This is a genomic window from Arthrobacter rhamnosi, from assembly GCF_054510855.1.
Genome location: NZ_JBTNDT010000001.1, coordinates 654,042 through 677,476, shown reverse-complemented (window position 1 = coordinate 677,476; position 23,435 = coordinate 654,042). Strand labels below are relative to the sequence as shown.

The following is a 23,435-nucleotide window of genomic DNA, read 5'->3' as shown; positions in this document are numbered from 1 at the left end:
CCCGGTCCCTGCAGGGCCCCGGTGTCCGGCATTGCTATGCCGCGCACCGGGCCCCTGCTGTGGCATCCTGATCAGATGGCCACGTACAAGCAGTCGGAAAAACTCCGTAACGTCCTCTACGACATCCGGGGGCCGCTGCTCGAACACGCCATGACCATGGAGGCCCAGGGCCACCGGATCCTGAAGCTCAACATCGGCAACCCGGCGCCCTTCGGGTTCGAGGCGCCCGACGCCATCCTCGTGGACATGATCCGCAACCTGCCGAAGGCCCAGGGCTACAGCGACTCCCGCGGCATCTTCTCCGCGCGCACCGCCGTGGTGCAGTACTACCAGAGCCGAGGCATCAACTCGATCGACGTCGATGACGTCTACCTCGGCAACGGCGTCAGCGAACTCATCACGCTCTCCATGCAGGCCCTGCTCAACGCCGGCGACGAGATCCTGATCCCGACACCGGACTACCCTCTCTGGACCGCGTCCGTGGCCCTCGCCAGCGGCACGCCCGTCCACTACCTGTGCGACGAGGAGAGCCACTGGTGGCCGGACCTCGAGGACATGGCCTCGAAGATCACCCCCAACACCAAGGGCATCGTCCTGATCAACCCGAACAACCCGACGGGTGCGGTGTACCCGAGGCCCATCCTCGAGGGGATCGTGCGCCTCGCCCGCGAGCACGGGCTCATCCTGTTCGCCGACGAGATCTACGAGAAGATCCTCTACGATGACGCCGTCCACATCAACGCGGCGTCGGTCGCCGGCGACGACGTCCTCTGCCTCACCTTCAGCGGCCTCTCGAAGGCATACCGCATCGCCGGGTTCCGCAGCGGCTGGATGGCCATTTCCGGGCCCAAGCGCGACGCCGCGAACTACATCGAGGGCATCAACCTGCTGGCCAACATGCGGCTGTGCGCCAACGTCCCCGCGCAGCACGCCATCCAGACAGCGCTGGGCGGCTACCAGAGCATCAACGACCTCATCCTGCCCGGCGGACGCCTGAAGCAGCAGCGCGACAAGGCCGCGCAGATGCTCAATGCGATTCCCGGCGTGAGCTGCGAGCTGGCGCAGGGCGCCCTGTACCTCTTCCCGAAGCTCGATCCCGAGGTCTATCCCATCAAGGACGACGAGAAGTTCGCCCTCGACCTCCTCAAGCAGCAAAAGATCCTGATCTCGCACGGCAGCGCCTTCAACTGGGTCAACACGGACCACTTCCGCATGGTGACACTGCCGAGCGTGGAGGTCATCGAGGACGCCATCGGGAGACTCGCCGACTTCCTGTCCACCTACAAGCCCTGACCGTCCCGGGACGCCCGACGCAGGAGGATCCATGGCACCGAAAGCTTCCAGCACTGCGAAAGCTTCCAGCACTGCGAAAGCCGCCGGCACGGCCGACACCGCCGAGCTGCGGCGGCTGCTGCTGGCGGGCCCGGACTTCGCGCTGGACGCCGTGGACCCGCACTCCACGCCGGGGTTCGACGGCGGCAAGAAGGCCGGGACCGCTGCACTCGCCGCCGGTGCGGATACCCTCTCCCTGCTGCAGGAGAAACTCTTCGCGGAGAGCCGCGCCGGAAGCGGCATCGCCGTCCTGCTCCTCCTGCAGGGGATGGACACCTCGGGCAAGGGCGGGATCGTCCGCCACGTCGTCGGGCTGGTCGATCCGCAGGGCGTGCAGCACTCCGCGTTCAAGGCTCCGACGGAGGAGGAACGGAGCCATGACTTCCTCTGGCGCGTCCGTCGGCAACTCCCGGAAGCGGGCATGATCGGGGTCTTCGACCGGTCGCACTACGAGGACGTCCTGGTCCATCGCGTACGGGGCCTCTCGCCTGCCGATGAGGTCGAGAAGCGCTACGGGACCATCCGGGCCTTCGAGAACGAGACCGCGGCGTCCGGCACCCGGGTGCTGAAGGTCATGCTGCACATCAGCAAGGACGAGCAGAAGGCCCGGCTCGCCGACCGGCTCGACCGCAAGGACAAGTACTGGAAGTACAACCCCGGCGACGTCGACGAGCGCGGGTACTGGCAGCAGTACCAGGAGGCCTACCAGGCGGCCGTCGAGCGGACGAGCACGCCGGAGAACCCGTGGTACGTGGTGCCCGCCGATCGCAAGTGGTACGCCCGGCTCGCGGTGCAGCACCTGCTCACCGCGACCCTCGAGGACATGCAGTTGAGCTGGCCGCCGGCGACCTTCGACGTGGAGGCCGAGAAGAAGCGCCTCGCCGCCTCCTGATCCGCTACCCCTCGGCCTTGTCCCGCGCGGCCGCGAGCCTCACCTTCGCCCCCTCCAGCCAGGCCTCGCAGCGATCGGCCAGGGCCTCACCGCGTTCCCAGAGGGCCAGCGACTCCTCGAGGCTCACGCCCCCCGCCTCCAGCCGGGCGACGACGGCCACGAGCTCCTCCCGCGCCTGCTCGTAGGACAGCGTGCCCACGTCCGGGCGGCGTGTCTCCGGCCGGCCGGTGTCCGGTTGGCTGTTCTCGGGCTGGGTGTTCTGGCTCATGGTGTCTTCCTCATCTGCTGGGTGGTCTGGTGTCCGGCCGCGGGGACCGGGGACTGTCGGGTGGCCCGGGTCATCGGGTGCCGGACGGCGAGGACGCTTCCCGGGCGACCGCGCCGAACTGCCCGCCGGCGACACGGATGCGCAGGGTCTCGCCCGGCTGCACGTCCGCCGGCTCCCTGACCACGTGCCCGTCTGCCGTCTGCACCACCGCGTACCCGCGGTCCAGTGTCTTCCGCGGCGACAGGGACCGGACGCGTTCGCGCAGGTGATGGATCGAGTCGCCCTCCCGCTCGACCGCGGCGGAGATGGAGCGCAGCGCGCGGGATCGAAGCCGCTCGACGTCGGCTTCTCGGACGTCGATCATCCCTTCCGGTCGCGCCAGCGACGGGCGGGACCTCAGGTTGGCGAGGCTCTCGCTCTCACGGTGCACCAGGACCCGGATCGACCGCTCGAGCGCGGCACGCGCCTGGCCGATCCGGCCGAGTTCCTCCGAGACGTCCGGCACCACGCGTTTCGCCGCGTCCGTCGGCGTCGAGGCGCGCAGGTCCGCCACCTCGTCGAGCAGGGGTCGGTCCGCCTCGTGGCCGATCGCGCTCACCACCGGGGTGCGGGCCAGGGCGACGGCCCGCACCAGGGATTCGTCGCTGAACGGCAGGAGGTCCTCGAGTGCTCCGCCGCCGCGCGCGATGATGATCACGTCGACCTGCGGGTGGGCGTCCAGCTCGGCGAGCGCCGCGGTGACCTGGGCGACGCTGCTGACGCCCTGGACGGCCACCTCGCGCACCTCGAACTCGACGGCCGGCCACCGCAGCGCCGCGTTGCGCATCACGTCCTTCATGGCGTCGGAGTCCCGGCCGGTGATGAGTCCGATGCGGTGGGGGAGGAGGGGCAGCTGCTTCTTGCGGGCCGCTGCGAACAGTCCTTCGGACGCCAGGGCCTGCCGTAGCCGCTCGATCCGCGCGAGGAGGTCCCCGATCCCGACCGGCCGGATGTCGATCGTCTGCATCGACAGGCGCCCCGTCTTGACCCAGAAGTCCGGTTTGAGGCGGGCCACGACGCGTGAACCGCGATCGAGCGGTGCGGAGGCCCGGTCCATCACGCTGCCGTAGACCGAGAGGGACAGGGACACCTCCGAGTCGACATCGCGGAGCGTGATGTAGCACATGCTCGCGCGGCGGTTGAGTTCGATCACCTGCCCCTCGACCCACGCCGCGGGGGCGCGGTCGATATGGGCCTTCAGTTTCTCGGACAGGAGATGGAGCGGCCATGGCGCGTCCGGTGACGTCTCCGCTGCCGTCGCGGGGACCGTCGACGCCGGCCGGGGCGTGCCTGCAGCGGGCTGCGCGCGGATTCCCTCGCTCGTCATCGGTCTCCTGTCCTTCGGGAGGCGGTTGCCCCCAGGTGTTCCACGGGAAAATGCACTGTCCATCTCTACCACCCCCGACCCACGGCATCCTGCCCGGCAGGACCACGTGGGCCGTGCCGGCTGTCGCTGGAGCGGGCATAATCGGAGGTTCGACCTCCAGTAAAGGATTCCATGCGGACGTTCGTCTCTGCCCTCCTGGGCCTCCTCGCACTCGTCGTCGCCTCCGGCGGACTGGTATCGGCCTGGCTCGACGAGAACCTCGTGGAGGAATCCGGGTTCATCGCGCTGGCGGCTCCGCTGGGGAACGACGCCGACTTCCAGGCGGCGCTCGCGGAGTCACTCGCGCAGGAGGTGACGGCTAGTACCGCACTGCCCGAGCAGCTCGGCTCCCTCGTCGAACCACTCGTCCGGGATGCCGCGGGGGCGGTCACCCGCTCGTCCGCTTATCCGGCCGCCTGGGCCGAGACCCTGCGCCTCTCCCACGCCGTCACACTCGCGCAGGCGCCCGACCCCTCGGAAGCGGCACCGGCCGTCCTGACCCTCGATCTCGGTCCGGTAGTCGGGCTCGTGGCGGACAGCGTCGGAACGGGTCTGGGCGTGGACATCCCGATCCCCGAGGACACCACGGTCGAGGTCGGCTCCCTGGCACGGGGCGGGCTCCTGCACGGGATCGCGGACGTGGTGCAGGACTGGCGGCTGTACCTCGCCGGTGCTGCGGTGCTGGCATTGCTGGCCCTCGTGATCGCACGACGGCGGGGCACCACGCTCGCGCTCCTGGGCCTCGGGGTCGCGGGCATCGGCGTGCTCGGCATCCTCGCGGGGGACTGGGTGCCCGACGCCGCAACCAGGACACCCGGTACGGGCGCCGTCGCGGACGTGTTCATCCGGGGGCTGGCGCAACGGGCCGGAGCGGACATCGCGGACTCCAGCGTGCCGGTGGTCGTCGGCGGGCTCGTCGCCGTCCTGGTCGGTGTGGTCGGGCAACTCGCCGTCGGCCGCGGACGCAGGGCTCAGCTTCCAGCGGAGGGGCCGCCGGTGGACCGGGTCGCGCATTCGCGACCCGGTAGAATCGGGGAATGACCAGTACCACCGTTCAGGTCCCCATGCCCACCATCCCGCGCAGGCGTCGCTCGCCCGAGGACGTGCTCGCCGCCGCGCCGGTCGGGGAGAAGAAGGTACTGCTCGCGGCGCCCCGCGGCTACTGCGCCGGCGTGGACCGCGCCGTCATCGCCGTCGAGAAGGCGTTGGAGCACTACGGGCCGCCCGTGTACGTGCGGAAGCAGATCGTGCACAACCTGCACGTCGTCTCCACGCTCGAGGCGAAGGGCGCCATCTTCGTGGACGAGACCGACGAGGTCCCCGAGGGTGCCCTCGTGGTCTTCTCGGCCCACGGCGTCTCACCCGCCGTCGTGCAGTCCGCGGAGGACCGGGGACTGCGGACCATCGATGCCACCTGCCCCCTGGTGACCAAGGTGCACAAGGAGGCCCAGCGCTTCGCCCGTGACGACTTCGACATCCTCCTGATCGGCCACGAGGGCCACGAGGAAGTGGAGGGCACGGCGGGCGAGGCCCCCGAGCACATCCAGATCGTCAACGGCCCGGAGGACGTCGACAAGGTGCAGGTGCGCGACCCCGAGAGGCTCATCTGGCTCTCGCAGACCACCCTGAGCGTCGACGAGACCATGCTGACCGTGAACCTGCTCAAGCAGCGCTTCCCGACCCTCCAGGACCCGCCCAGCGACGACATCTGCTACGCCACGTCGAACCGCCAGGCCGCCATCAAGAAGATCGCGCCGCAGACGGACCTCGTGATCGTCGTCGGGTCCGCCAATTCCTCGAACTCCGTCCGCCTGGTGGAAGTCGCGCTCGAGTACGGGGCCAAGGCAGCCCATCGCGTCGACTTCGCCAACGAGGTCGACGAGTCCTGGTTCGAGGGCGTGGCCACGGTCGGCATCTCGTCGGGCGCCTCCGTGCCGGAGAACCTCGTGCAGGACGTGCTGCGACTGCTCGCCGAGTACGGCTACGGACAGGTCGAGGAGGTCGTGACGGCCCAGGAGGACATCATCTTCTCCCTGCCCAAGGAGATCCGGGCCGCCCTGAAGGCCATGGGCGACCCGTCGCAGGGTCGTGGCGGCAGGGGCCAGCGGCAGGACCGCACGCTCAACTGATCCTCCCGGCGCTCGCTACCCGTCGGTCCCGTCGAGGAGCTCGTGGGCCGTGAGGGAGCGGGGAGTGGCGTCGATCGCGGCCTGCCCCGGGCCGCCCGGCGCACCGGCGCGCTGCGCACGGGCCGTGCCGAGCAGGCTCACGTCGGCCCCTGCCTCCGCACCACCGGCCGCCGCATCGACGACGTCGAGAGATGCCGAATCGAACGCCCCGATGCGCCGGGCCGTGGGAAGCACGCGGGACTCGAGGGCGCCCACGAAGGAGTTGTAGCGTTCCACCGAGGTCTTGAGGGACGCTCCCAGTCGGGTGACGTGCCCGCCCATGGTGCCCAGGCGCTCGTACAGCTGCTTCGACAGGTCGAACAGCTCGCGCGCGTTGTCGGTGAGCACGGCCTGCCGCCAGCTGAAGGCGGCACCCTTGAGGATGCCGAGCAGGGACACCGGTGACGCGAGGGCGACGTTCTGGCCGAAGGCGTAGTCGAGCAGTTCGGGGTCGGCACGCAGTGCCTCGGAGAGCACCGACTCGACCGGGATGAAGCAGATGACCAGCTCGGGGGAGTTCGCGGCGCCTTCCCAGTACTTCTTCCGCGCCAGGGCGTCGATGTGGGCGCGGAGCGCCTTGCCGTGCTGCCGGAGCAGCTCGGCGCGCCGGGACTCGAGGGCGGCCGTGTCGGCGTCGTTGCCGGCCGTGCCCGCAAGCTCCTGCGCGGCGAGGAAGGCGCTCAGGGGCACCTTGGCGTCGATGACCAGTTGCTTGTCGCCCGGAAGCTGCACCACCATGTCCGGCCGGGCGCGCTCGCCGTCGTCGCCCGCGCTGAAGGACACCTGCTCCAGGAAGTCCACGCGTGAGAGCATGCCAGCTGCCTCCACGACGCGGCGCAGCTGGATCTCACCCCACTGGCCGCGTGCGCTGTTGCTGCGCAGGGCGCCGGCGAGCGAGGAGGTCGTCGAGAGGAGGCGTGCATCCGCTTCGCGTGCCTCCTCGAGCTGCCGTGCGAGCTGCCCGTACTGTTCCAGGCGGTCGCGCTCGAGCAGGCCCACCTGCCGCTGCACCTGGGTCAGCTTCTCCGCGACGGGAGCGAGCGCACGCAGGACGTCGTTGTCCGTGGAGGTCTTGCCGGTCAGCTCGCGGTTGTGCTGCTGCAGGAGGTCGCGCTGGGCGACGGCTGCCGCCAGGTCCGTCGTCGTGCTCCCGAGGCGCGCTGTCGCGTCGTCGAGCTCCGCACGGAGGTCCGCCGTGCGCGGGGTGAGATAGCGCGCCACCAGGAAGGCGCCGACGGCGCCCCCGAGGACGAAGGCGAGGAGAACGAGGAGGACGGCCGTGGTGCTCATGTCCACACTGTCGCAGGAACCTCCGACATTCGGCGGACACGACACCGCCGGGCGGCCCTCCGCTGCCCGGTAGACTTGTCTCCCGTGGCTCTTACTATCGGCATCGTCGGACTGCCCAACGTCGGCAAATCAACCCTCTTCAACGCGCTGACGCGCAACAACGTCCTGGCGGCGAACTACCCGTTCGCGACCATCGAGCCGAATGTCGGCGTGGTCAGCCTGCCGGACCCGCGCCTTGCCCAGCTCGCCGAGGTCTTCGGGTCGAAGCAGATCCTGCCGGCCACCGTCTCCTTCGTCGACATCGCCGGCATCGTCAAGGGGGCCTCCGAGGGTGAGGGCCTCGGCAACCAGTTCCTCGCGAACATCCGTGAGGCCGAGGCCATCGCGCAGGTCATCCGCGTCTTCGACGATCCGGACGTCATCCACGTCGACGGTAAGGTCGACCCCCGCTCCGACATGGAGACCATCAACACGGAGCTGATCCTCGCCGACCTCCAGACGCTCGAGAAGGCCATCCCGCGCGTCGAGAAGGAAGTGAAGATCAAGAAGCGCGAGGCCGCACAGCTCGCCGCCATGCAGGCCGCGCAGGCCGTCCTCGAACGCGGTGACACGATCTTCTCCTCGGTGAAGAGCGACAAGCTCGAGATGGAGCACCTGCGTGAGCTGAGCCTGCTCACCGCCAAGCCCTTCATCTACGTCTTCAACGTCGACGACGCGGTGCTCGGGAACCCGGAGCGCCAGGAGGAGCTGCGCGAACTCGTGGCCCCCGCGGACGCCATCTTCCTCGATGCCAAGCTCGAGGCCGACCTCGTGGAGCTCGACGAGGCCGAGGCCCGCGAGATGCTCGAGATGAACGGCCAGGAGGAGTCGGGGCTGGATCAGCTGGCACGTGTCGGCTTCCACACCCTCGGACTGCAGACCTACCTCACCGCCGGCCCCAAGGAGACCCGCGCCTGGACGATCAAGAAGGGTGCCACGGCGCCGGAGGCCGCAGGGGTCATCCACTCCGATTTCCAGCGCGGCTTCATCAAGGCCGAGGTCGTCCACTTCGAGGACCTCATGGATGCCCGGACGATGGCCGAAGCCAAGTCCCGCGGCAAGGTGCGCATCGAGGGCAAGGAGTACGTCATGGCCGACGGCGACGTCGTGGAGTTCCGCTTCAACGTCTGACCCAGGCGCGCTCCGCCAGGAGATCGAGGATGGTGCGGTACCGGTCCGCATGGGTGCCGACGAGTGCCTGGGCGTCCACTCCTCGCGTGGTCAAAGGTATCGGTTGCTGACCCTTCCGCTTCTGCCCTACGCTTCGGCATAGCTGGGGTCGGACGGTGATCGCTCCTGGGCCGACGCCTCCTCGAACCCAGGTATGAGAGGGGCGGCCTGATGTCGTGGCGTCAATGCGCAGTGGTTGCATCCTCTCTTCTGGTGGGGTCGGCACTCATCACTCCGACAACGGCACGCACCACAACGACGACCGCGCCTGAGGCGGGATCACCTGAGGCGGCATCACCCACCGAGGCGGCGGTGAGCCAGGGGTGGGGGACACCTGTGGCAGGCGACGAGTTCAACTACACCGGTGCGCCTGATGCGACGAAGTGGCGGATCTACAACAGCGCCGGGCACGCGGGCAAAGGTATCCGGAGTCCACGGCAAGTGACCGTGGACGGCTCCCGGATGGTCATGACCGGAACCCCGGATGGCACGACCGCCGGCATGGTGCCAAGTTCGCACGCCAGAAGTACGGGCGGTGGGAAGTCCGTGCGGCCGGGTCCGGTGATGACGAGTACCACCTGGTGTCCATCCTGTGGCCGGACAGTGAGAACTGGCCCTGCGACGGCGAGGTCGACTACGCGGAGACGACGGGTGACTGGAACGTCATCAAGTTCTTCCACCACCACGGCTGTTCGAATGCGCAGACGTCGGCGTTCAAAGCCCTGGACGTCACGACGTTCCACAACTATGCGGTCGATTGGTCCCCGCGGGGGATCGTCGGGTACATCGATGGGGTGAAGTGGTTCGAGGACAACGACCCCGCGCACCAGCCTCCCGGTCCGATGCACCAGACGCTGCAGCTGGACTGGTTCCCGGACGGCACCGCTGACGGCGCCGGCGAGATGCGAGTGGACTGGGTTCGCGTGTACGGAGCGGCCGGCCGGTAAAGGTCGTGGTCAGGTCGCCCGTGCTGTTCCGAGGAAGATCCGGGAGAGCGGCGTCCGGTGGAGGATCATCGCCACGGACCACGGCAGGACCAGTGCCGCGATCAGTACCCAGAACTGCCGCTCCGTCTCGGGAACAGGGAGCAGCCACAGCACGTACGTGTGCGTCAGCACCACCATCAGGCAGCCCGCGGCGAGCGTCGCGGACAGTGCGTGAGCCCATGCCGGCAACCGGGAGAACACGCCCTCGAGGATCAGGAGGAGGCCGGAGCTGATGAGCACCGCCACGACGACGCTGAGGGCCGGCGTGCCGAGTTCGTTGTACTTGAGGTCCAGTGGCGCTGACGTCCTGGTGAGGACCGGTGCCGCACCCGCCATCAGGCACACCGCGCCGCACCGGATCGGTGCTTCCACCCGGGTACGGACGCGCCGGAGGGCCTGCCCGGCGAGCAGGAAGACGAGCGCGGAGCCGGCGACCCCGAGCGACAGGGGCAGCGGAGCGAGGACGTCCCCGAACAGGTGGATGACCAGCGTGATCCCCGCGATGAGTGCGACCCGCAGGACAAGGGGTACACGCTCCAGTGCCCGGAACATGACGGCCGAGAGGAACAGCGCACTCATGAACCAGTAGGCGCCGAAGGGTCCCGCGTTGAGGGATCCGCCGACGAGAGGCAGGATCACGGCGTCGCTCGTCAGGGTGCCGCGGTGGAGGTGGATGGGGACATGGACGAGGAGCGTCACGACCAGCCATGCGCAATAGGGGATCAGAACGGTTCGAAACCGCTTCCTGGCTTCCGCTGCGACGGGCCGTCGCACGCCCGGTTCGCGGCTCTTCCAGAGGTACCCGGAGAGCAGGAAGAACGCGGGGACGTGCCAGGTGTAGAGGCCGGCGTCGACGAGCGGGCCCGACCAGACGTGCCCTGCGACGACTGCGACGACCGCGAGCACCCGGAGTGCGTCGATGGCTCCGGATCGGGTCGCTGGAACGGCTGGTGCTCGTGCAGACAGGGTCGCCAAGGATGCCTCCGAGGTCGAATTCGTCAGTATCAAGCGTAGGCGAATCCCCGCATGCAATCCGGCTCACACCGCAGCTACCGTCGACGTATACTCCCGCTGCGCGCGCCGCGACGAATCTCCTACTGGACGCCCTGCCCGGCACCCGAAGGAGTCCAGCCGAGGGCGGGCGCCAGTTTCTCGGCCATGTCGGTGAGGATCTGGACGTAGTCCTCGTGGTCGAAGCTGAAGGGCAGGGCGAACGCCACCTCGTCGACCTCCTGGAACCCCGCATGCGCATACAACTGCTCGGCGATCTCATCGCTCGTCCCGATGAGGTCCGGGGCGAACAGCATTCCTTTGGGCCCCTGAGGTGCGCGGGTCCGGGGGAGTCGTTGGTCGACGTACCGCTGGTACTTCTCCCGCTGGTCCGACGACGCCGAATCGGTCGGGATCACCACCAGGCCCTGCGATACCCGGGCCGGTCCGTGCGCAGGGGATGACGCGGCGGCGGCTTCGCGGTAGGCACGGATCTGGGATTGCTGGATGCGGGCGAAATCCGGTTCCTGATCACTCTCGGGGAAGATGACGCTGCTGGAGAGCAGGTTGAAGCCGTTCGCCCCGGCCCAGACAGCCGATTTCCTGCTTCCCGCGCCGTACCAGAGGCGTTGCCGCAGCCCGGGCGAGTGCGGCTCGACCCGCGAGGAGAAGTCCTCGACAACCCCCTGCCGGCCGGAGAAGTCCCGGACCGGTTCCCCTGCGACCAGACGGGCGAGCCGCTCCACACGTGCGTAGCTGAAGTCCTCCACCTCCCAGGAGTCCGGGTACAGCTCGTGTTTCACGGTGTCGTAGTGCATCGGCTCACCCACGCTCAGGCCCGGGTTGATCCGTCCGCCGGCGAGCAGATCGACGGTGGCGAGGTCCTCGGCCAGGCGCAGGGGATTCTCCCAGCCCAGTGGGGTCACGGCTGTTCCGATCTCGATCCGGGAGGTGCGCTGGCCTGCGGCGGCCATCATCGCAATGGGGGAGGAGATGCCGAACTGCAGATGGCGGTGGCGCAGCCAGGCGCTGTCGAAGCCCAGGCGCTCGCCGAGTTCGATGATCCGCAGTGTCGATTCGTGCCCCGCAGCCGGATCCGCCGGATCGAACAGGCCAATGGTGAGGAATCCCAGCTTGCGGAGCGGACGGGTGGAGTCGGGCATGGACTTCCTCTTCACATCGGCGGACGGCTGATCCCCAGACTATGCGGCAGGCTTTCCCCTGGTCACCACATGCGGCTGGTGGTTTCCGACACGAATCCGCGGCCGTCGGAGAACCAGTGGATCGTCGGGCTGTTCCGGGCGGTCGGCGTCGTGAGCTCCGCGAAGAGGTCCGCGTTGAAGCGGTTGCTCAGCTCCGGGGAACTCAGCACGGTGTCCCGGGTGATGACGAACACGGGTCCCTTCAGCCCCTTGCTCTGGATGGACAGGTGAACCTCGGCGTGCTGGTCCAGCCGTACCTTGAGCGCTCCGATCGCGGCCTGGACATTCGCGTCGTCGTCCCAGACCGCTGCGTGCCTGTCCACGAAAAGCCACGCCATGATGACTCCCTGTCCGTTCCAGCCGAAGCTCGGCGGCGGCCCGTGCGCTCCCGCCGCCCACGCAGCCGCTGCCGCCGGCTCTCCCTAGCAAAACACCGAGTCGAGAACGATATCAAGGGGCGGCGCGGAGCGCGCATCAGGGGGCGCGACCACATCCAGCCGGGAAGCAACGGGGAAAGGCCTGGAAATATTTGGTTGCATCTCGATAACAACACGGGAGCAGTCCGGGCAAGGGATACCTGCTGGTAACAAAGTGCACCTAGGCTTTTGCACACGTGAGTGGCGTCACCCTCCGGGGTCGCGTGTCGGCTGTCATGCAACACCGCGTGAAGCTGGAACCACACTAGGAAATAGGAGGCGGAATGCGTTTCGGACGTACTTCCAAAGCTGTGGGGGTCGCTGCTGCTGCAGCGCTCGCACTCAGTGCCTGCGCTGCCAATACGGGTACTGAGACACCCGAGGAGAGTGCCGAGGGCGAAGCATCGGGCGGCAACATCCGCGTTGTGGAGGTGAATGCCTTCAGTTCGTTCAACTCGAACAGCTCCGAGGGCAACGTAGACATCAACGGCAAGATCGCCTACGCGACCCACTCCGGCTTCGTCTACATCAACAACGATCTCGAGGTCGTCGAGAACAAGGATTTCGGTTCCATGGAGGTCCTCTCCGAGGACCCCCTCAGCGTGAAGTACACGGTCAACGAGGGCGTCACCTGGTCCGACGGCGAACCGGTCGACGGCGGCGATCTGCTGCTCTCGTGGGTGATCGGCTCGGGCTACTTCAACGATGCCACCACCGACGACGCAGGTGAAGTCACCTCGGGTGCCACCTACTTCGACTACGCCGGTGACACGAGCGGCCTCGGCCTCACCGAGCTCCCCGAGATCGGCGACGACGGCCGCTCGATCACGCTGAACTACTCGGAGCCCTTCGCGGATTACAAGGTCGCCTTCGGCCTCATGAGCGAGGGCGGTATCTCCACTCCCGCCCACGTGCTCGCGGAGAAGGGCGGCCTCGCCGACGAGGACGCGCTCATCGAGCTCGTCCAGACCGCACCGGCAGGCGACCCCGAGAAGCCCGTCGAGCGTCCCGAGATCCAAGCCCTGGCCGACTTCTGGAACACGGGCTTCGACACCAAGTCGCTGCCCACCGATCCGCAGCTGTTCCTCTCGAACGGTCCCTTCATCGCGTCGGCCATCACGCCGGACCAGTCGATGACGCTGACACGCAACGAGGACTACAACTGGGGCCCGATGCCGAAGGTGGACGAGATCACCGTCCGCTACATCGGTGAGGCCCCTGCACAGGTCCAGGCACTGCAGAACGGCGAGGTCGACCTCATCGCCCCGCAGGCCTCGGCCGATACCGTCGAGCAGCTCGAAGCGCTCGAGGGTGTCACCGTCGAGCGCGGCAACCAGCTGTCCTACGACCACCTCGACCTGAACTTCAGCGGTGTCTTCAAGGACGAGAAGGTCCGTGAGGCCTTCATGAAGACGGTGCCCCGCCAGCAGCTGGTGGACTCCATCATCAAGAAGCTGAACCCGGACGCAGAACCCCTCGATTCGCAGCTGTTCCTCACGGACCAGGAGCCCTACGAGGAGTCCGCCGCGAACAACGGCTCGGAGGCCTACGCCGAGGTCGACATCGAAGGCGCCAAGGAGCTGCTCGCCGGAGCGACGCCCGAGGTCCGGATCATGTACAACCGCGACAACCCGAACCGCCTCAACTCCTACACGCTGATCGCCGAGTCCGCCTCCCAGGCGGGCTTCAAGATCGTCGACGGTGGTCTCGGTGCCTCCGACTGGGGAGCAGCGCTCGGCAACGGAACCTACGACGCGACCATCTTCGGCTGGATCAACTCGGGTGTCGGCGTGTCCGGTGTCCCGCAGATCTTCAAGAGCGGCAACGGCTCCAACTTCAACGGGTTCTCGAGCCCGGAGGCCGACAAGCTCATGGACCAGCTGATCGTCGAGACGGACCCTGACAAGCAGGACGACCTGCAGATCCAGATCGACAAGCTGATCTGGGACTCCAAGTACGGACTGCCCCTGTTCCAGGTGCCCGGCGTCGACGCGTACAGCGACAACGTCACCGGAATGGAGTACATGCCGAACCAGACGGGCGTCTGGTGGAACCTGTGGGACTGGGAAGTCGTCCAGTAGCTCGCCCACTGGAACAAGCACATTCCTAGGAGAAGGCGCCGGGACCGGGGAACTCGCCCGTCCCGGCGCCTTCTCCGTGTGCCGCGCCGCAGTCGCACCGCCGACTCCAGCCCCTGCACTACACTTCAGCGAAAGCACGGGAACACCCACCCGCATCCGATCGTGAGGCGTGAAAACCCATGGTGACTTACATCGTCCGACGTCTGGTGACGGCCGTCCTCATCCTCTTCGGCGCGTCCTTCGTCGTCTACCAGCTCACCGCCCTGTCAGGGGACCCGCTCGAGGACCTCCGGGCGAGCAATGCCCCGAACCGCGAGCAGCTCATCCAGGCCCGCACGGAACTCCTCGACCTCAACACGCCGGCCCCCCTCCGGTACTTCGGCTGGCTGGCAGGTGCCGCGAAGTGCCTGGTCCCCTTCGCCGCCTCCTGCGACCTCGGCGCGAGCATCCAGGGGGAAGCCGTCACCACCTCGCTCGCGAGGGCCATGGGGAACACCATCACGCTCGTCACCACCGCCACGGTCCTCGCCATCATCATCGGCATCTCCCTGGGCATCATCACGGCCCTGCGGCAGTACAGCGGCCTGGACTACGGCGTGACCTTCATGTCCTTCCTGTTCTTCTCGCTCCCGATCTTCTGGCTGGCCGTCCTGCTCAAGGAATTCGGCGCCATCGGGTTCAACAACTTCCTCGCAGATCCCGACATACCCGGATCGACCATCATCGTCGTGGCGATAGCCAGCGGACTCATCTGGGCCCTGTTCGCGAGCAGATCGTGGAAACGCAAGGGCATCGCGTTCGTCCTGGGCGCCGTCGTCGCCGCGGTCCTCCTGTTCGTCCTCGACCTCGTCGACTGGTTCTCCAGCCCGGGGCTCGGACCCGTCATCATCCTCATCACCGGAGTCGGCATCGCCTTCGGCGTCGTGCTGCTCACCGCCGGCCTGCGGAACCGCAAGGCCCTGTTCTCGGCCCTGATAATGGTGGCGCTCGGCCTCGTCGCCTACTACGTGGTCAACCCGATCCTGAATGCCGCGACCGCCTGGATGATCGTGGTCTTCGCGATCATCACGGTGCTCGTGGGCCTGGCCGTCGGCTACCTTCTGGGAGGGTACGACCGCGGACAGAGCATGCGGGCTGCCGCGCTGACGGGCCTGCTGATGGGCTTCCTCATCGTGGTGGACCGGTTCATGGTGACGTGGCCGTCCTACGTCAGCAACCCGCGCGTCCGCGGGAGGCCGATCGCCACGGTGGGAGCCGAGACCCCTGGCCTCGACGGCACGTTCTGGGTCAACGGCCTGGACACGTTCACGCACCTCCTGCTGCCCACCCTCGCCCTGCTGCTCGCCTCGCTCGCGAGCTACAGCCGGTACTCCCGTGCCTCCATGCTGGAGATCATGAACATGGACTACATCCGCACGGCCCGCGCGAAGGGACTCAGCGAGCGGACAGTAGTCATGCGCCACGCCTTCCGCAACGCTCTCATCCCGCTGGCCACCCTCGTCGCCTTCGACATCGGGGCGCTCATCGGCGGCGCGATCATCACCGAGCAGGTGTTCGCCTTCGCCGGGATGGGGCAGCTCTTCGTGCAGGCACTGCAGCGCACCGACCCCGATCCCATCATGGGCTTCTTCCTGGTGGCGGGCATCCTGGCTCTGGTGTTCAACCTCGTGGCCGACATCGTGTACTCGTTCCTCGATCCTCGCGTAAGGGTGAAAGCATGACGACGCAGAGTCCCTCGGACTTCCCGAACCGTTCGACGTCGACCGTCACGGGGCCGGTGCATGCCGATGAGACGCCCGATGCGGATCCCACGCCCGCCGCGGGTCCGACGCCGGCTGCGGATCAGGAGGCCAAGGGCCTGTCCCAGGGCCAGATCGTCCGCCGGAAGTTCTTCGACAACACGGCCGCGATCATCAGCCTCGTCGTGTTCGCCATCATCTTCCTTATGGCGTTCACCTCTGTGGGCTTCGCCGGCATACCGGGCTGGTGGAAGTACAACCACACGGAGTTCCTGCCCTTGCTCGGCGGCGGGGCGCCGACCATCACCGGTCCGTTCAGCTGGGGCGACCACCCCTTCGGCCAGGACTCGATCGGGCGCGACTACTTCGCCATGACGATGCGCGGGACGCAGAACTCGATCATCATCATGTTCATCATCGGGGTGCTCGCCGGTCTGGTCGGCGTCGTGATCGGTGCGTGCTCGGGGTACTTCCGCGGCTGGCCCGAAGCGGTGCTGATGCGCTTCACGGACATCGTCATCATCATCCCCGTGGTCCTCGCGGCTGCGACGCTCGGTCAGGCGGTCAACCGCTACGTCGGCTCGGGAGCCCAGATCTGGCTTCTCGGTCTCTTCCTCGGGCTCGTGCTGTGGACCGGCCTCGCACGGCTCGTCCGCGGTGAGTTCCTGACGCTCCGTGAACGCGAGTTCGTCGACGCGGCCAAGATCGCAGGAGCATCCAACAGGCGGATCATCTTCAAGCACATCCTGCCCAACGCGGTCGGTGTCATCATCGTGAACACCACACTGCTCATGTCCTCGGCCATCCTGCTGGAGACGGCGCTGAGCTACATCGGCTTCGGGGTGAAGGCACCGGATGTGTCCCTGGGCCTGATCATCAGCCAGAATCAGGAAGCCTTCCAGACCCGCCCGTGGCTGTTCTGGTTCCCCGGCCTGTTCATCGTGCTCATCTGCCTGTGCATCAACTTCATCGGTGACGGCCTGCGCGACGCCTTCGACCCCCGGCAGAAGAAGTTCAATGCCGGCCGGGCAAAGGACGCAGAGAAGCCCGCAGCCGCGTGAGGACGTCGCTAGGGTGCCAGGTACAGCGAGACGGCCGTCGCTGCGACCAGCAGGGCGGCCGCGGCGAGGTGCCGCCAGTTCCACGTGCGGCGCACGGGTGCCGGCTGGTCGACGTCGACGGCGCCGCTCTCCACCAGGTCCTGCCAGCGGGAGCGGACCAGGTAGGCGGCGTAGCCCGAATCGGTGTTCTTGAGGTCCCCCGGACGGATCGACCGGCCGGGGCCGTAGCTGGTGGAGGGCAGGTTCGTCACGTGCTCGGGCTTGCCGGCATGGGTTCCCCAGACTCCGGGAGCGGGCGCCGCCCAGGCCGTGAAGGAGCCCGACGGCGTCACCAGCTTGAGCGCGTACTTGGTGTCGACGTCGATCAGCGCGGCCCAGGGTACGCGGATGGTCGCCAGGGGATTGCGGAGGGTGACGAAGTCCTCGGCGAACACCACCGCCGGGTACCAGAACAGCCACCATCCGACGTACGCGATGCCGAGAAGCGGCCAGCCTGCCAGCAGGCCGGCCGGCCCCTCGGTCGCGACGACGGACACCAGGCCACCTCCGGCGACGAGTACGGCGATGCCCGTGAACCATCCACTCGTGCGCGGCTTGAAAACGGTGGCTCCGGCCACGTCGATCGAGCGTCCCATGGCTCCATAGTCCCAGCACTGCAGCCGTCCGCGGCAATCCAGGAGCGCCCGTGGTCCCGCGGCGTCTCCGTCACGAAGGAGATCACTTCATGAGTACTCAGGTCATCGGCGGCATCGGAGACTCCGGCGCGGACCGATCGTCAGCCCAGGGGCCGGTCCTCGAGGTGCGGAACCTCAGTGTCGACTTCGGCGTCGACAAGAAGTGGGTCCCGGCGGCCATCGACCTCAATTACGAGGTGAAGGCCGGCGAGGTGCTCGCCATCGTGGGGGAGTCCGGTTCCGGCAAGAGTGCCAGCTCCATGTCCCTGCTCGGACTGCTGCCCTCCAACAGCCGCGTCACGGGTGAGGTGCTGCTCAACGGCAAATCCGTCCTGACGATGTCACCCGCCAAGCTGCGCCAGATCCGCGGCAACGACGTCGCGGTCATCTTCCAGGAGCCCATGACGGCGCTGAACCCCGTCTACACGGTGGGGTTCCAGATCGTGGAGACGCTGCGCCTGCACAACGAGATCTCGCCGGACGAGGCGAAGCAGCGCGCGCTCCGCCTGCTGCAGCTGGTGGAGCTGCCCGATCCGGACAAGGCCTTCCGGTCCTACCCCCACCAGCTCTCCGGAGGCCAGCGCCAGCGTGCGATGATCGCCCAGTCGCTGTCCTGCGATCCCAAGCTCCTGATCGCCGACGAGCCCACCACGGCCCTCGACGTCACCGTGCAGGCCGAGATCCTGGACCTGATGCGCAACCTGCGGAACCAGCTCAACAGCGCGATCGTCCTGATCACGCACGACATGGGCGTGGTGGCGGACCTCGCCGACCGGATCGCCGTCATGCGCAAGGGGCGCATCGTGGAGACCGGCACCGCCGAGCAGATCTTCAACAACCCTCAGCACGAGTACACCCGGGAGCTGCTCGCCGCCGTTCCCCACCTGGGGCAGGGGGACGGGAACGACGACGTCGACATCACCGCTGCGCTGGCGGCGGCGACGCACACCGAACTGCAGACGGTGGACCGCGACGAGCTCGCGCGACGCGAGCAGGAAGTGCTGGCCCAGCTCGCCGAGGACTCGGCGGTGGCCCACCCGGCCGCCGAGGCAGTGCTCGAGCTCGTCGACGTCGCCATCGAGTACCCCAAGCAGGGCAGGGTCCCCGCGTTCCGCGCCGTCGAGGGCGCCAACCTCACCGTCCACCCGGGCCAGGTCATCGGTCTCGTCGGGGAGTCGGGCTCGGGCAAGACGACGATCGGCCGGGCCGCGGTCGGGCTGCTGCCGGTCGCAGAGGGTTCGCTGAAGGTCGTCGGCACCGACATCTCGGGCTTCCGGCCCACCTCGAAGGAACTCGTCAAGGTGCGGCGCCACGTCGGCATGGTGTTCCAGGATCCGTCGTCGTCGCTGAATCCCCGGCTCCCGATCGGTGAGAGCATCGGTGAGCCGATGTTCCTCGCCGGCGAGGCCAAGGGTGGTGCGCTGCAGAAGCGCATCGAGAGCCTCCTCGACCAGGTCGAGCTCCCGCGCTCCTACCGGAACCGGTATCCGCACGAACTCTCCGGCGGGCAGAAGCAGCGCGTCGGGATCGCACGCGCGCTGTCGCTCAAGCCGAAGCTGATGGTAGCGGACGAGCCGACGTCGGCCCTGGACGTGTCCGTGCAGGCGAAGGTCCTGGAGCTCTTCCAGAACCTGCAGCGCGAACTCGGGTTCGCCTGCCTCTTCGTCACGCACGACCTCGCCGTCGTCGATGTGCTCGCCGACTACATCTGCGTGATGAAGCGCGGCCGGATCGTGGAGCAGGGCACCCGCGACCAGATCCTGCGCAGCCCCCAGGACCCCTACACGCAGCGCCTGCTCGCGGCCGTACCGCTGCCGGATCCGGAGAAGCAGCGCGAACGCCGCGAACTGAGGTCCAAGCTCCTGGCCTCTACCGAGTAGCCGGCCCCGCTCACCGTCCGGGCCTCCCCGGTTGAGCGGGGTAGTGTAACGGCACTAGTCTGCTATGGGCCCGAGAACGGGCCCGATGTCAAGGCGTTCGGCGAAACCCCGGGCATCTGGAACGCGAGGTGTTGCCATGTCTGGCCGGATTCTCCACCTGACCCGACGGGTCGGCATCGCCCTGGGGCACGTCCTGGTCTACGTCCTGATCTGGGCGGGGCTGGCCCTGCTCATCGCCGCCGCGGGCATCCGCTACTACTGGGGCACGATCTCCGTCAGCCAGATGCTCATGAACCTCGTCTCCGTGGAGACCGACGGGGGCGGCGGGTCCGTCGTGTGGGTCGGCATCCTGGGCGTCGGCGTCGCGCCCGTGCTCATCACCGTCGGGATCGCCGTGTGGCAGCACTACCGGCGCCGCGCGCGCCGCCGCAGGGACGAGTTGCGCCCCGCGCGCCGCTCCGGCGGAAACGAGCTGCACCGCGCGCGCCACCGCGGGGGCGAGGCGCCCCGTGTGGGCGGCCGGCAGTGGATCCTGCGCACCGTCTCCACGGCCCTGGTGGCCGCGGTGGTCCTCGGCGGGGCCACGGCCTTCTCCACGGCGGTGGGCATGGGGGACTACATCAGGGCGGCGAACTCCGACTACGACCTCGGCGACTACTATCGGGAACCGGTCGTGACCGGCGACGCGGACAAGCGCAACCTGGTACTGATCTACCTCGAGTCCGGTGAAGCCACCCTTGAGGACGAGCAGCTCTTCGAGAAGGACGCGTTCGCCCCGCTCAAGGCGGTCACCCGTGCCACCGACGGCTGGCAGAGCGTGGAGGACCTCCAGCAGTACGAGGGCGGGGGCTGGACCATGGCCGGCCTCGTCGGGACGCAGTGCGGCGTCCCGCTGAAGGGAGCCGACACCGCCGCGGGTAGCAGCGCGCCCTCGAACGACCTCGGCGGCGGCGCCGACACCTACCTGGGCGGGCTGACCTGCCTGGGCGATGTCCTGGCCGATCACGGCTACACCAGCACCTTTTTGGGTGGTGCCAATGCCTCCTTCGCCGCGAAGGACGTCTTCCTGGAGACCCATGGCTACTCCGAGGAGAAGGACCTCTCCGACTGGCGTGCCGCCGGGGAACAGGCGAGGAGCTTCCGCGGCGACTGGGGCCTGAGCGATGAACGCCTGATGGCGAACGCCCGCGACGAGATCGACCGGCTGCACGCCGAGGCGGAGCGCACCGGCGAGCCGTTCAACCTGTCCATGCTGACCCTGGACACCCACGAGCCGGTGTTCGTCTACGACTACTGCGACGTGGACACCGAGAACGTGGTCACCTCCGTGTACTCCTGCTCCATGACCCAGGTCGCAGGGTTCGTGGACTACATGCGGCAGAAGGGCTACCTCGAGGACACCGCCGTGGTGATCACCGGCGACCACGTCAAGCACATGAGCGCGGGTGACGCGTTCCACGAGCAGCTGGACCACCACGAGAACCGCACCGTCTTCAACCGGGTCTGGGTTCCGGGTGGCACGCCTGCGCTCCGCCCGCGGGTGGACCAGCTGAATCTGTACCCCACCATCCTGGAGGCCGCCGGTCTGACCCTGCAGGACTCCGAGGCAGGGCTGGGCGTATCCGCCTTCGCCCCCGAGGTCCCGGTCGGCTCGGCCCAGGGGGTGGACCCGGCTGCCTACAGCGAACTGCTCAACTCGCTGTCCCCGTTGTTCTACGCCAGGGCCTGGGCCGGCCTGGACTCCGCCCCGTAGCGCCGTCCGTCCCTCCTCGCGAGCCCCGACGAGGCCTCCTCGCGAGCCTCCGACGCGCCTTCCTCCGCGGGCCCGGCAGGTACCGCCTCGTCCTTGCCTCCGGACCCGTTATCAAAGCGTGATGCAGCGCCCTTCTCGCCGCTGGCCTGCGGAAACTCGGGAAGGACTGCCGAAGCTGAAAGCCGGCTGGGAGCCTTCCCCGACAGGATGTTCAGGGAAGCAACAGAACGGGCATAGAATCTTCCGGTGTGAGTTGGCTCTCGCTACCTGCGGGACAACTTTCCGGCCACATCAGCGCCGGAACAACCCAAATAACTAGGAGGCGGAATGCGTTTCACGCGCACTTCCCACATGCTCAGCGTCGCGGCCATCGCCGTCCTGTCGCTGAGTGCATGCGGCGGCGGAAGCACTGAATCCAGCACGGGCGGCGGCACCACGGACGCCGTCATCGTGGTGGACGGATCCGAGCCCCAGAACCCGCTGATCCCCACCAGCACCAACGAGGTGGGCGGCGGAGCGATCCTCGACCTCATCTTCGCGGGCCTGGTCAGCTATGACGCGGACGGCAAGCCCCAGAACGAGATGGCGGAGTCCATCGAGACCGAGGACGCCCAGAACTACACGATCACGCTCAAGGAGGGGAAGACCTTCACCAACGGTGACCCCGTCACCGCGAGCTCCTTCGTGGACGCCTGGAACTACGGCGCCGCCGCGAAGAACGCGCAGCTCTCGAGCTACTTCTTCGAGAGCATCGAAGGCTACGACGAGGCCAGCGCCGAGGGCTCCACCGTGGAGACCATGAGCGGCCTCACCGTCGTCGACGACCGGACGTTCACCGTCAAGCTGGCGCAGCCCGAGTCCGACTGGCCGCTGCGCCTGGGGTACAGCGCGTTCTTCCCGCTGCCCGCCGCAGCACTCGAGGACCCTGCAGCCTTCGGCGAGAACCCGATCGGCAACGGACCCTACAAGTTCGCCTCCGAGGGCGCCTGGCAGCACAACCAGCAGATCGAACTCGTTCCGAACGAGGAGTACGAAGGCCCGCAGGCCGCCCAGAACGGTGGCGTGACGTTCAAGATCTACCAGAACGACACGACGGCGTACCAGGACCTGATCTCGGACAACCTCGACGTCCTGAAGACGATCCCGACGAGCGATATCAAGAACTTCAAGAACGACCTCGGCGAGCGCTCCATCGAGTCGCCCTACGCGGGCAACCAGACCATCGCCGTGCCGTACTACCTCCCGAACTGGGACGGCGAGGCGGGCAAGCTGCGGCGCCAGGCGCTGTCGATGGCGATCAACCGCGACGAGATCACCGAGGTCATCTTCAACGGCGGTCGTGAACCCGCGAAGGACTTCACCGCTCCCGTCCTCGAGGGCTACAGCGCGGACCTGCCGGGCAGCGAGAACCTCGAGTACAACCCGGACGAGGCCAAGAAGCTCTGGGCCGACGCCGAGAAGATCGCGCCCTACGACGAGTCGCAGCCCCTGACCATCGGCTACAACGCCGACAAGGGCGACCACAAGACGTGGGTCGAGGCCGTGGTGAACAACATCAAGAACAACCTCGGGATCGAGGTTGCGGGCAAGCCGTACGCGACCTTCAAGGAAGCGCGCACGGAAGCCACGGAGGAGACCCTCACGGGTGCCCTGCGTGCCGGCTGGCAGGCCGACTACCCGTCGCTGTACAACTTCCTCGGACCCATCTACGCCACCGGCGCCGGGTCCAACGACGCCCGCTACAGCAACCCGGACTTCGACCAGGAGCTGACCGAGGGACTCGCCGCCAGCTCCGTCGAGGAGGGCAACGAGGCCATGAACAAGGCCCAGGAGCAGCTCCTGGAGGACCTCCCGGCCATCCCGCTGTGGTACCAGGTCGCCCAGGGCGGCTGGAGCAACAACGTGGACAATGTCGAGTTCGGCTGGAACGGTGTTCCGCTCTACTACGCCATCACCGGCAAGTAACCCGTAACGGACCCGGGGCCTGCCCGGCGGGCAGGCCCCTTTTCCGTGCTCCAACGAAAAGGTGCAACACCTCATGAGCCTTCCCCACCTGCGTCCCGTCCGGACGCCTGCCGCACCGGGAGGT

Annotated in this window: 19 protein-coding genes; 12 read left to right on the top strand and 7 right to left on the bottom strand. The window is 67.8% G+C overall.

Annotated features, from left to right (window positions below):
- Window positions 1-75 precede the first annotated feature (75 nt).
- Window positions 76-1,293: a pyridoxal phosphate-dependent aminotransferase gene (locus ACX80I_RS03180; protein ID WP_459343707.1), complete on the top strand. Its 1,218-nt coding sequence runs from the start codon at window positions 76-78 to the stop codon at window positions 1,291-1,293.
- Between the two features lie 31 nt (window positions 1,294-1,324).
- Window positions 1,325-2,224 (top strand): PPK2 family polyphosphate kinase, encoded by a 900-nt coding sequence (locus ACX80I_RS03175; protein WP_459343706.1) that lies wholly within the window; start codon window positions 1,325-1,327, stop codon window positions 2,222-2,224.
- 4 nt (window positions 2,225-2,228) lie between these two features.
- On the opposite strand, the gene ACX80I_RS03170 is transcribed toward ACX80I_RS03175, so the two are convergent.
- Window positions 2,229-2,492, bottom strand: coding sequence for an exodeoxyribonuclease VII small subunit (locus ACX80I_RS03170; RefSeq protein ID WP_459343705.1), 264 nt, complete (start codon window positions 2,490-2,492; stop codon window positions 2,229-2,231).
- Between the two features lie 70 nt (window positions 2,493-2,562).
- Window positions 2,563-3,858 carry an exodeoxyribonuclease VII large subunit gene (xseA, locus tag ACX80I_RS03165; RefSeq protein WP_459343704.1) on the bottom strand — a complete coding sequence of 432 codons (1,296 nt, stop codon included), beginning with the start codon at window positions 3,856-3,858 and terminating at the stop codon, window positions 2,563-2,565.
- A gap of 171 nt (window positions 3,859-4,029) precedes the next feature.
- Between xseA and ACX80I_RS03160 the strand changes: the two genes are divergently transcribed.
- Both ACX80I_RS03160 and ACX80I_RS03155 read left to right on the top strand, forming a co-directional pair.
- Window positions 4,030-4,938, top strand: a complete 909-nt coding sequence (locus tag ACX80I_RS03160) for a hypothetical protein (protein ID WP_459343703.1) — start codon at window positions 4,030-4,032, stop codon at window positions 4,936-4,938.
- A complete protein-coding gene (locus ACX80I_RS03155; RefSeq protein ID WP_459343702.1) occupies window positions 4,935-6,026 on the top strand; it encodes a 4-hydroxy-3-methylbut-2-enyl diphosphate reductase in 1,092 nt (363 codons plus the stop codon). The genes ACX80I_RS03160 and ACX80I_RS03155 overlap by 4 nt, the downstream gene beginning before the upstream one ends.
- 15 nt (window positions 6,027-6,041) lie before the next feature.
- Here the strand turns inward: ACX80I_RS03155 and ACX80I_RS03150 are convergent, their stop codons facing one another.
- Window positions 6,042-7,355: a DNA recombination protein RmuC gene (locus ACX80I_RS03150; RefSeq protein WP_459343701.1), complete on the bottom strand. Its 1,314-nt coding sequence runs from the start codon at window positions 7,353-7,355 to the stop codon at window positions 6,042-6,044.
- Between the two features lie 84 nt (window positions 7,356-7,439).
- Here ACX80I_RS03150 and ychF point away from each other — a divergent pair, with 84 nt between their 5' ends.
- Together ychF and ACX80I_RS03140 are read left to right on the top strand one after the other, a co-directional pair.
- On the top strand, window positions 7,440-8,525 hold the full coding sequence (gene ychF, locus ACX80I_RS03145) for a redox-regulated ATPase YchF (protein ID WP_459343700.1): 1,086 nt from the start codon (window positions 7,440-7,442) through the stop codon (window positions 8,523-8,525).
- Window positions 8,526-8,947: 422 nt separating this feature from the next.
- The gene (locus ACX80I_RS03140) at window positions 8,948-9,511 is read left to right on the top strand and encodes a glycoside hydrolase family 16 protein (RefSeq protein ID WP_459343699.1); all 564 of its coding nucleotides are present in this window, start codon (window positions 8,948-8,950) and stop codon (window positions 9,509-9,511) included.
- A gap of 9 nt (window positions 9,512-9,520) precedes the next feature.
- On the opposite strand, the gene ACX80I_RS03135 is transcribed toward ACX80I_RS03140, so the two are convergent.
- The 3 genes from ACX80I_RS03135 to ACX80I_RS03125 form a co-directional block, all read right to left on the bottom strand.
- A complete protein-coding gene (locus tag ACX80I_RS03135; RefSeq protein ID WP_459343698.1) occupies window positions 9,521-10,525 on the bottom strand; it encodes an acyltransferase family protein in 1,005 nt (334 codons plus the stop codon).
- Window positions 10,526-10,644: 119 nt separating this feature from the next.
- The gene (locus tag ACX80I_RS03130) at window positions 10,645-11,703 is read right to left on the bottom strand and encodes an LLM class flavin-dependent oxidoreductase (protein WP_459343697.1); all 1,059 of its coding nucleotides are present in this window, start codon (window positions 11,701-11,703) and stop codon (window positions 10,645-10,647) included.
- 62 nt (window positions 11,704-11,765) lie between these two features.
- On the bottom strand, window positions 11,766-12,080 hold the full coding sequence (locus ACX80I_RS03125; protein ID WP_301226520.1) for a hypothetical protein: 315 nt from the start codon (window positions 12,078-12,080) through the stop codon (window positions 11,766-11,768).
- A 362-nt stretch (window positions 12,081-12,442) separates the two neighbouring features.
- On the opposite strand from ACX80I_RS03125, the gene ACX80I_RS03120 reads away from it, so the two are divergent.
- The 3 genes from ACX80I_RS03120 (at window position 12,443) to ACX80I_RS03110 (ending at window position 17,039) form a co-directional block, all read left to right on the top strand.
- A complete protein-coding gene (locus ACX80I_RS03120; RefSeq protein ID WP_459343696.1) occupies window positions 12,443-14,239 on the top strand; it encodes an ABC transporter family substrate-binding protein in 1,797 nt (598 codons plus the stop codon).
- A gap of 179 nt (window positions 14,240-14,418) precedes the next feature.
- Window positions 14,419-15,960: an ABC transporter permease gene (locus ACX80I_RS03115; protein WP_459343695.1), complete on the top strand. Its 1,542-nt coding sequence runs from the start codon at window positions 14,419-14,421 to the stop codon at window positions 15,958-15,960.
- Window positions 15,957-17,039 carry an ABC transporter permease gene (locus ACX80I_RS03110; RefSeq protein ID WP_459343694.1) on the top strand — a complete coding sequence of 361 codons (1,083 nt, stop codon included), beginning with the start codon at window positions 15,957-15,959 and terminating at the stop codon, window positions 17,037-17,039. The genes ACX80I_RS03115 and ACX80I_RS03110 overlap by 4 nt, the downstream gene beginning before the upstream one ends.
- A gap of 8 nt (window positions 17,040-17,047) precedes the next feature.
- Here ACX80I_RS03110 and ACX80I_RS03105 read toward each other — a convergent pair whose 3' ends face one another.
- Window positions 17,048-17,674, bottom strand: a complete 627-nt coding sequence (locus ACX80I_RS03105) for a PH domain-containing protein (RefSeq protein ID WP_459343693.1) — start codon at window positions 17,672-17,674, stop codon at window positions 17,048-17,050.
- Between the two features lie 89 nt (window positions 17,675-17,763).
- Between ACX80I_RS03105 and ACX80I_RS03100 the strand changes: the two genes are divergently transcribed.
- The 3 genes from ACX80I_RS03100 (at window position 17,764) to ACX80I_RS03090 (ending at window position 23,311) form a co-directional block, all read left to right on the top strand.
- Window positions 17,764-19,593, top strand: coding sequence for an ABC transporter ATP-binding protein (locus ACX80I_RS03100; RefSeq protein WP_459343692.1), 1,830 nt, complete (start codon window positions 17,764-17,766; stop codon window positions 19,591-19,593).
- 136 nt (window positions 19,594-19,729) lie between these two features.
- Window positions 19,730-21,346 carry a sulfatase-like hydrolase/transferase gene (locus ACX80I_RS03095; protein WP_459343691.1) on the top strand — a complete coding sequence of 539 codons (1,617 nt, stop codon included), beginning with the start codon at window positions 19,730-19,732 and terminating at the stop codon, window positions 21,344-21,346.
- Window positions 21,347-21,673: 327 nt separating this feature from the next.
- Window positions 21,674-23,311, top strand: a complete 1,638-nt coding sequence (locus tag ACX80I_RS03090) for a peptide ABC transporter substrate-binding protein (RefSeq protein WP_459343690.1) — start codon at window positions 21,674-21,676, stop codon at window positions 23,309-23,311.
- Window positions 23,312-23,435: the final 124 nt, after the last annotated feature.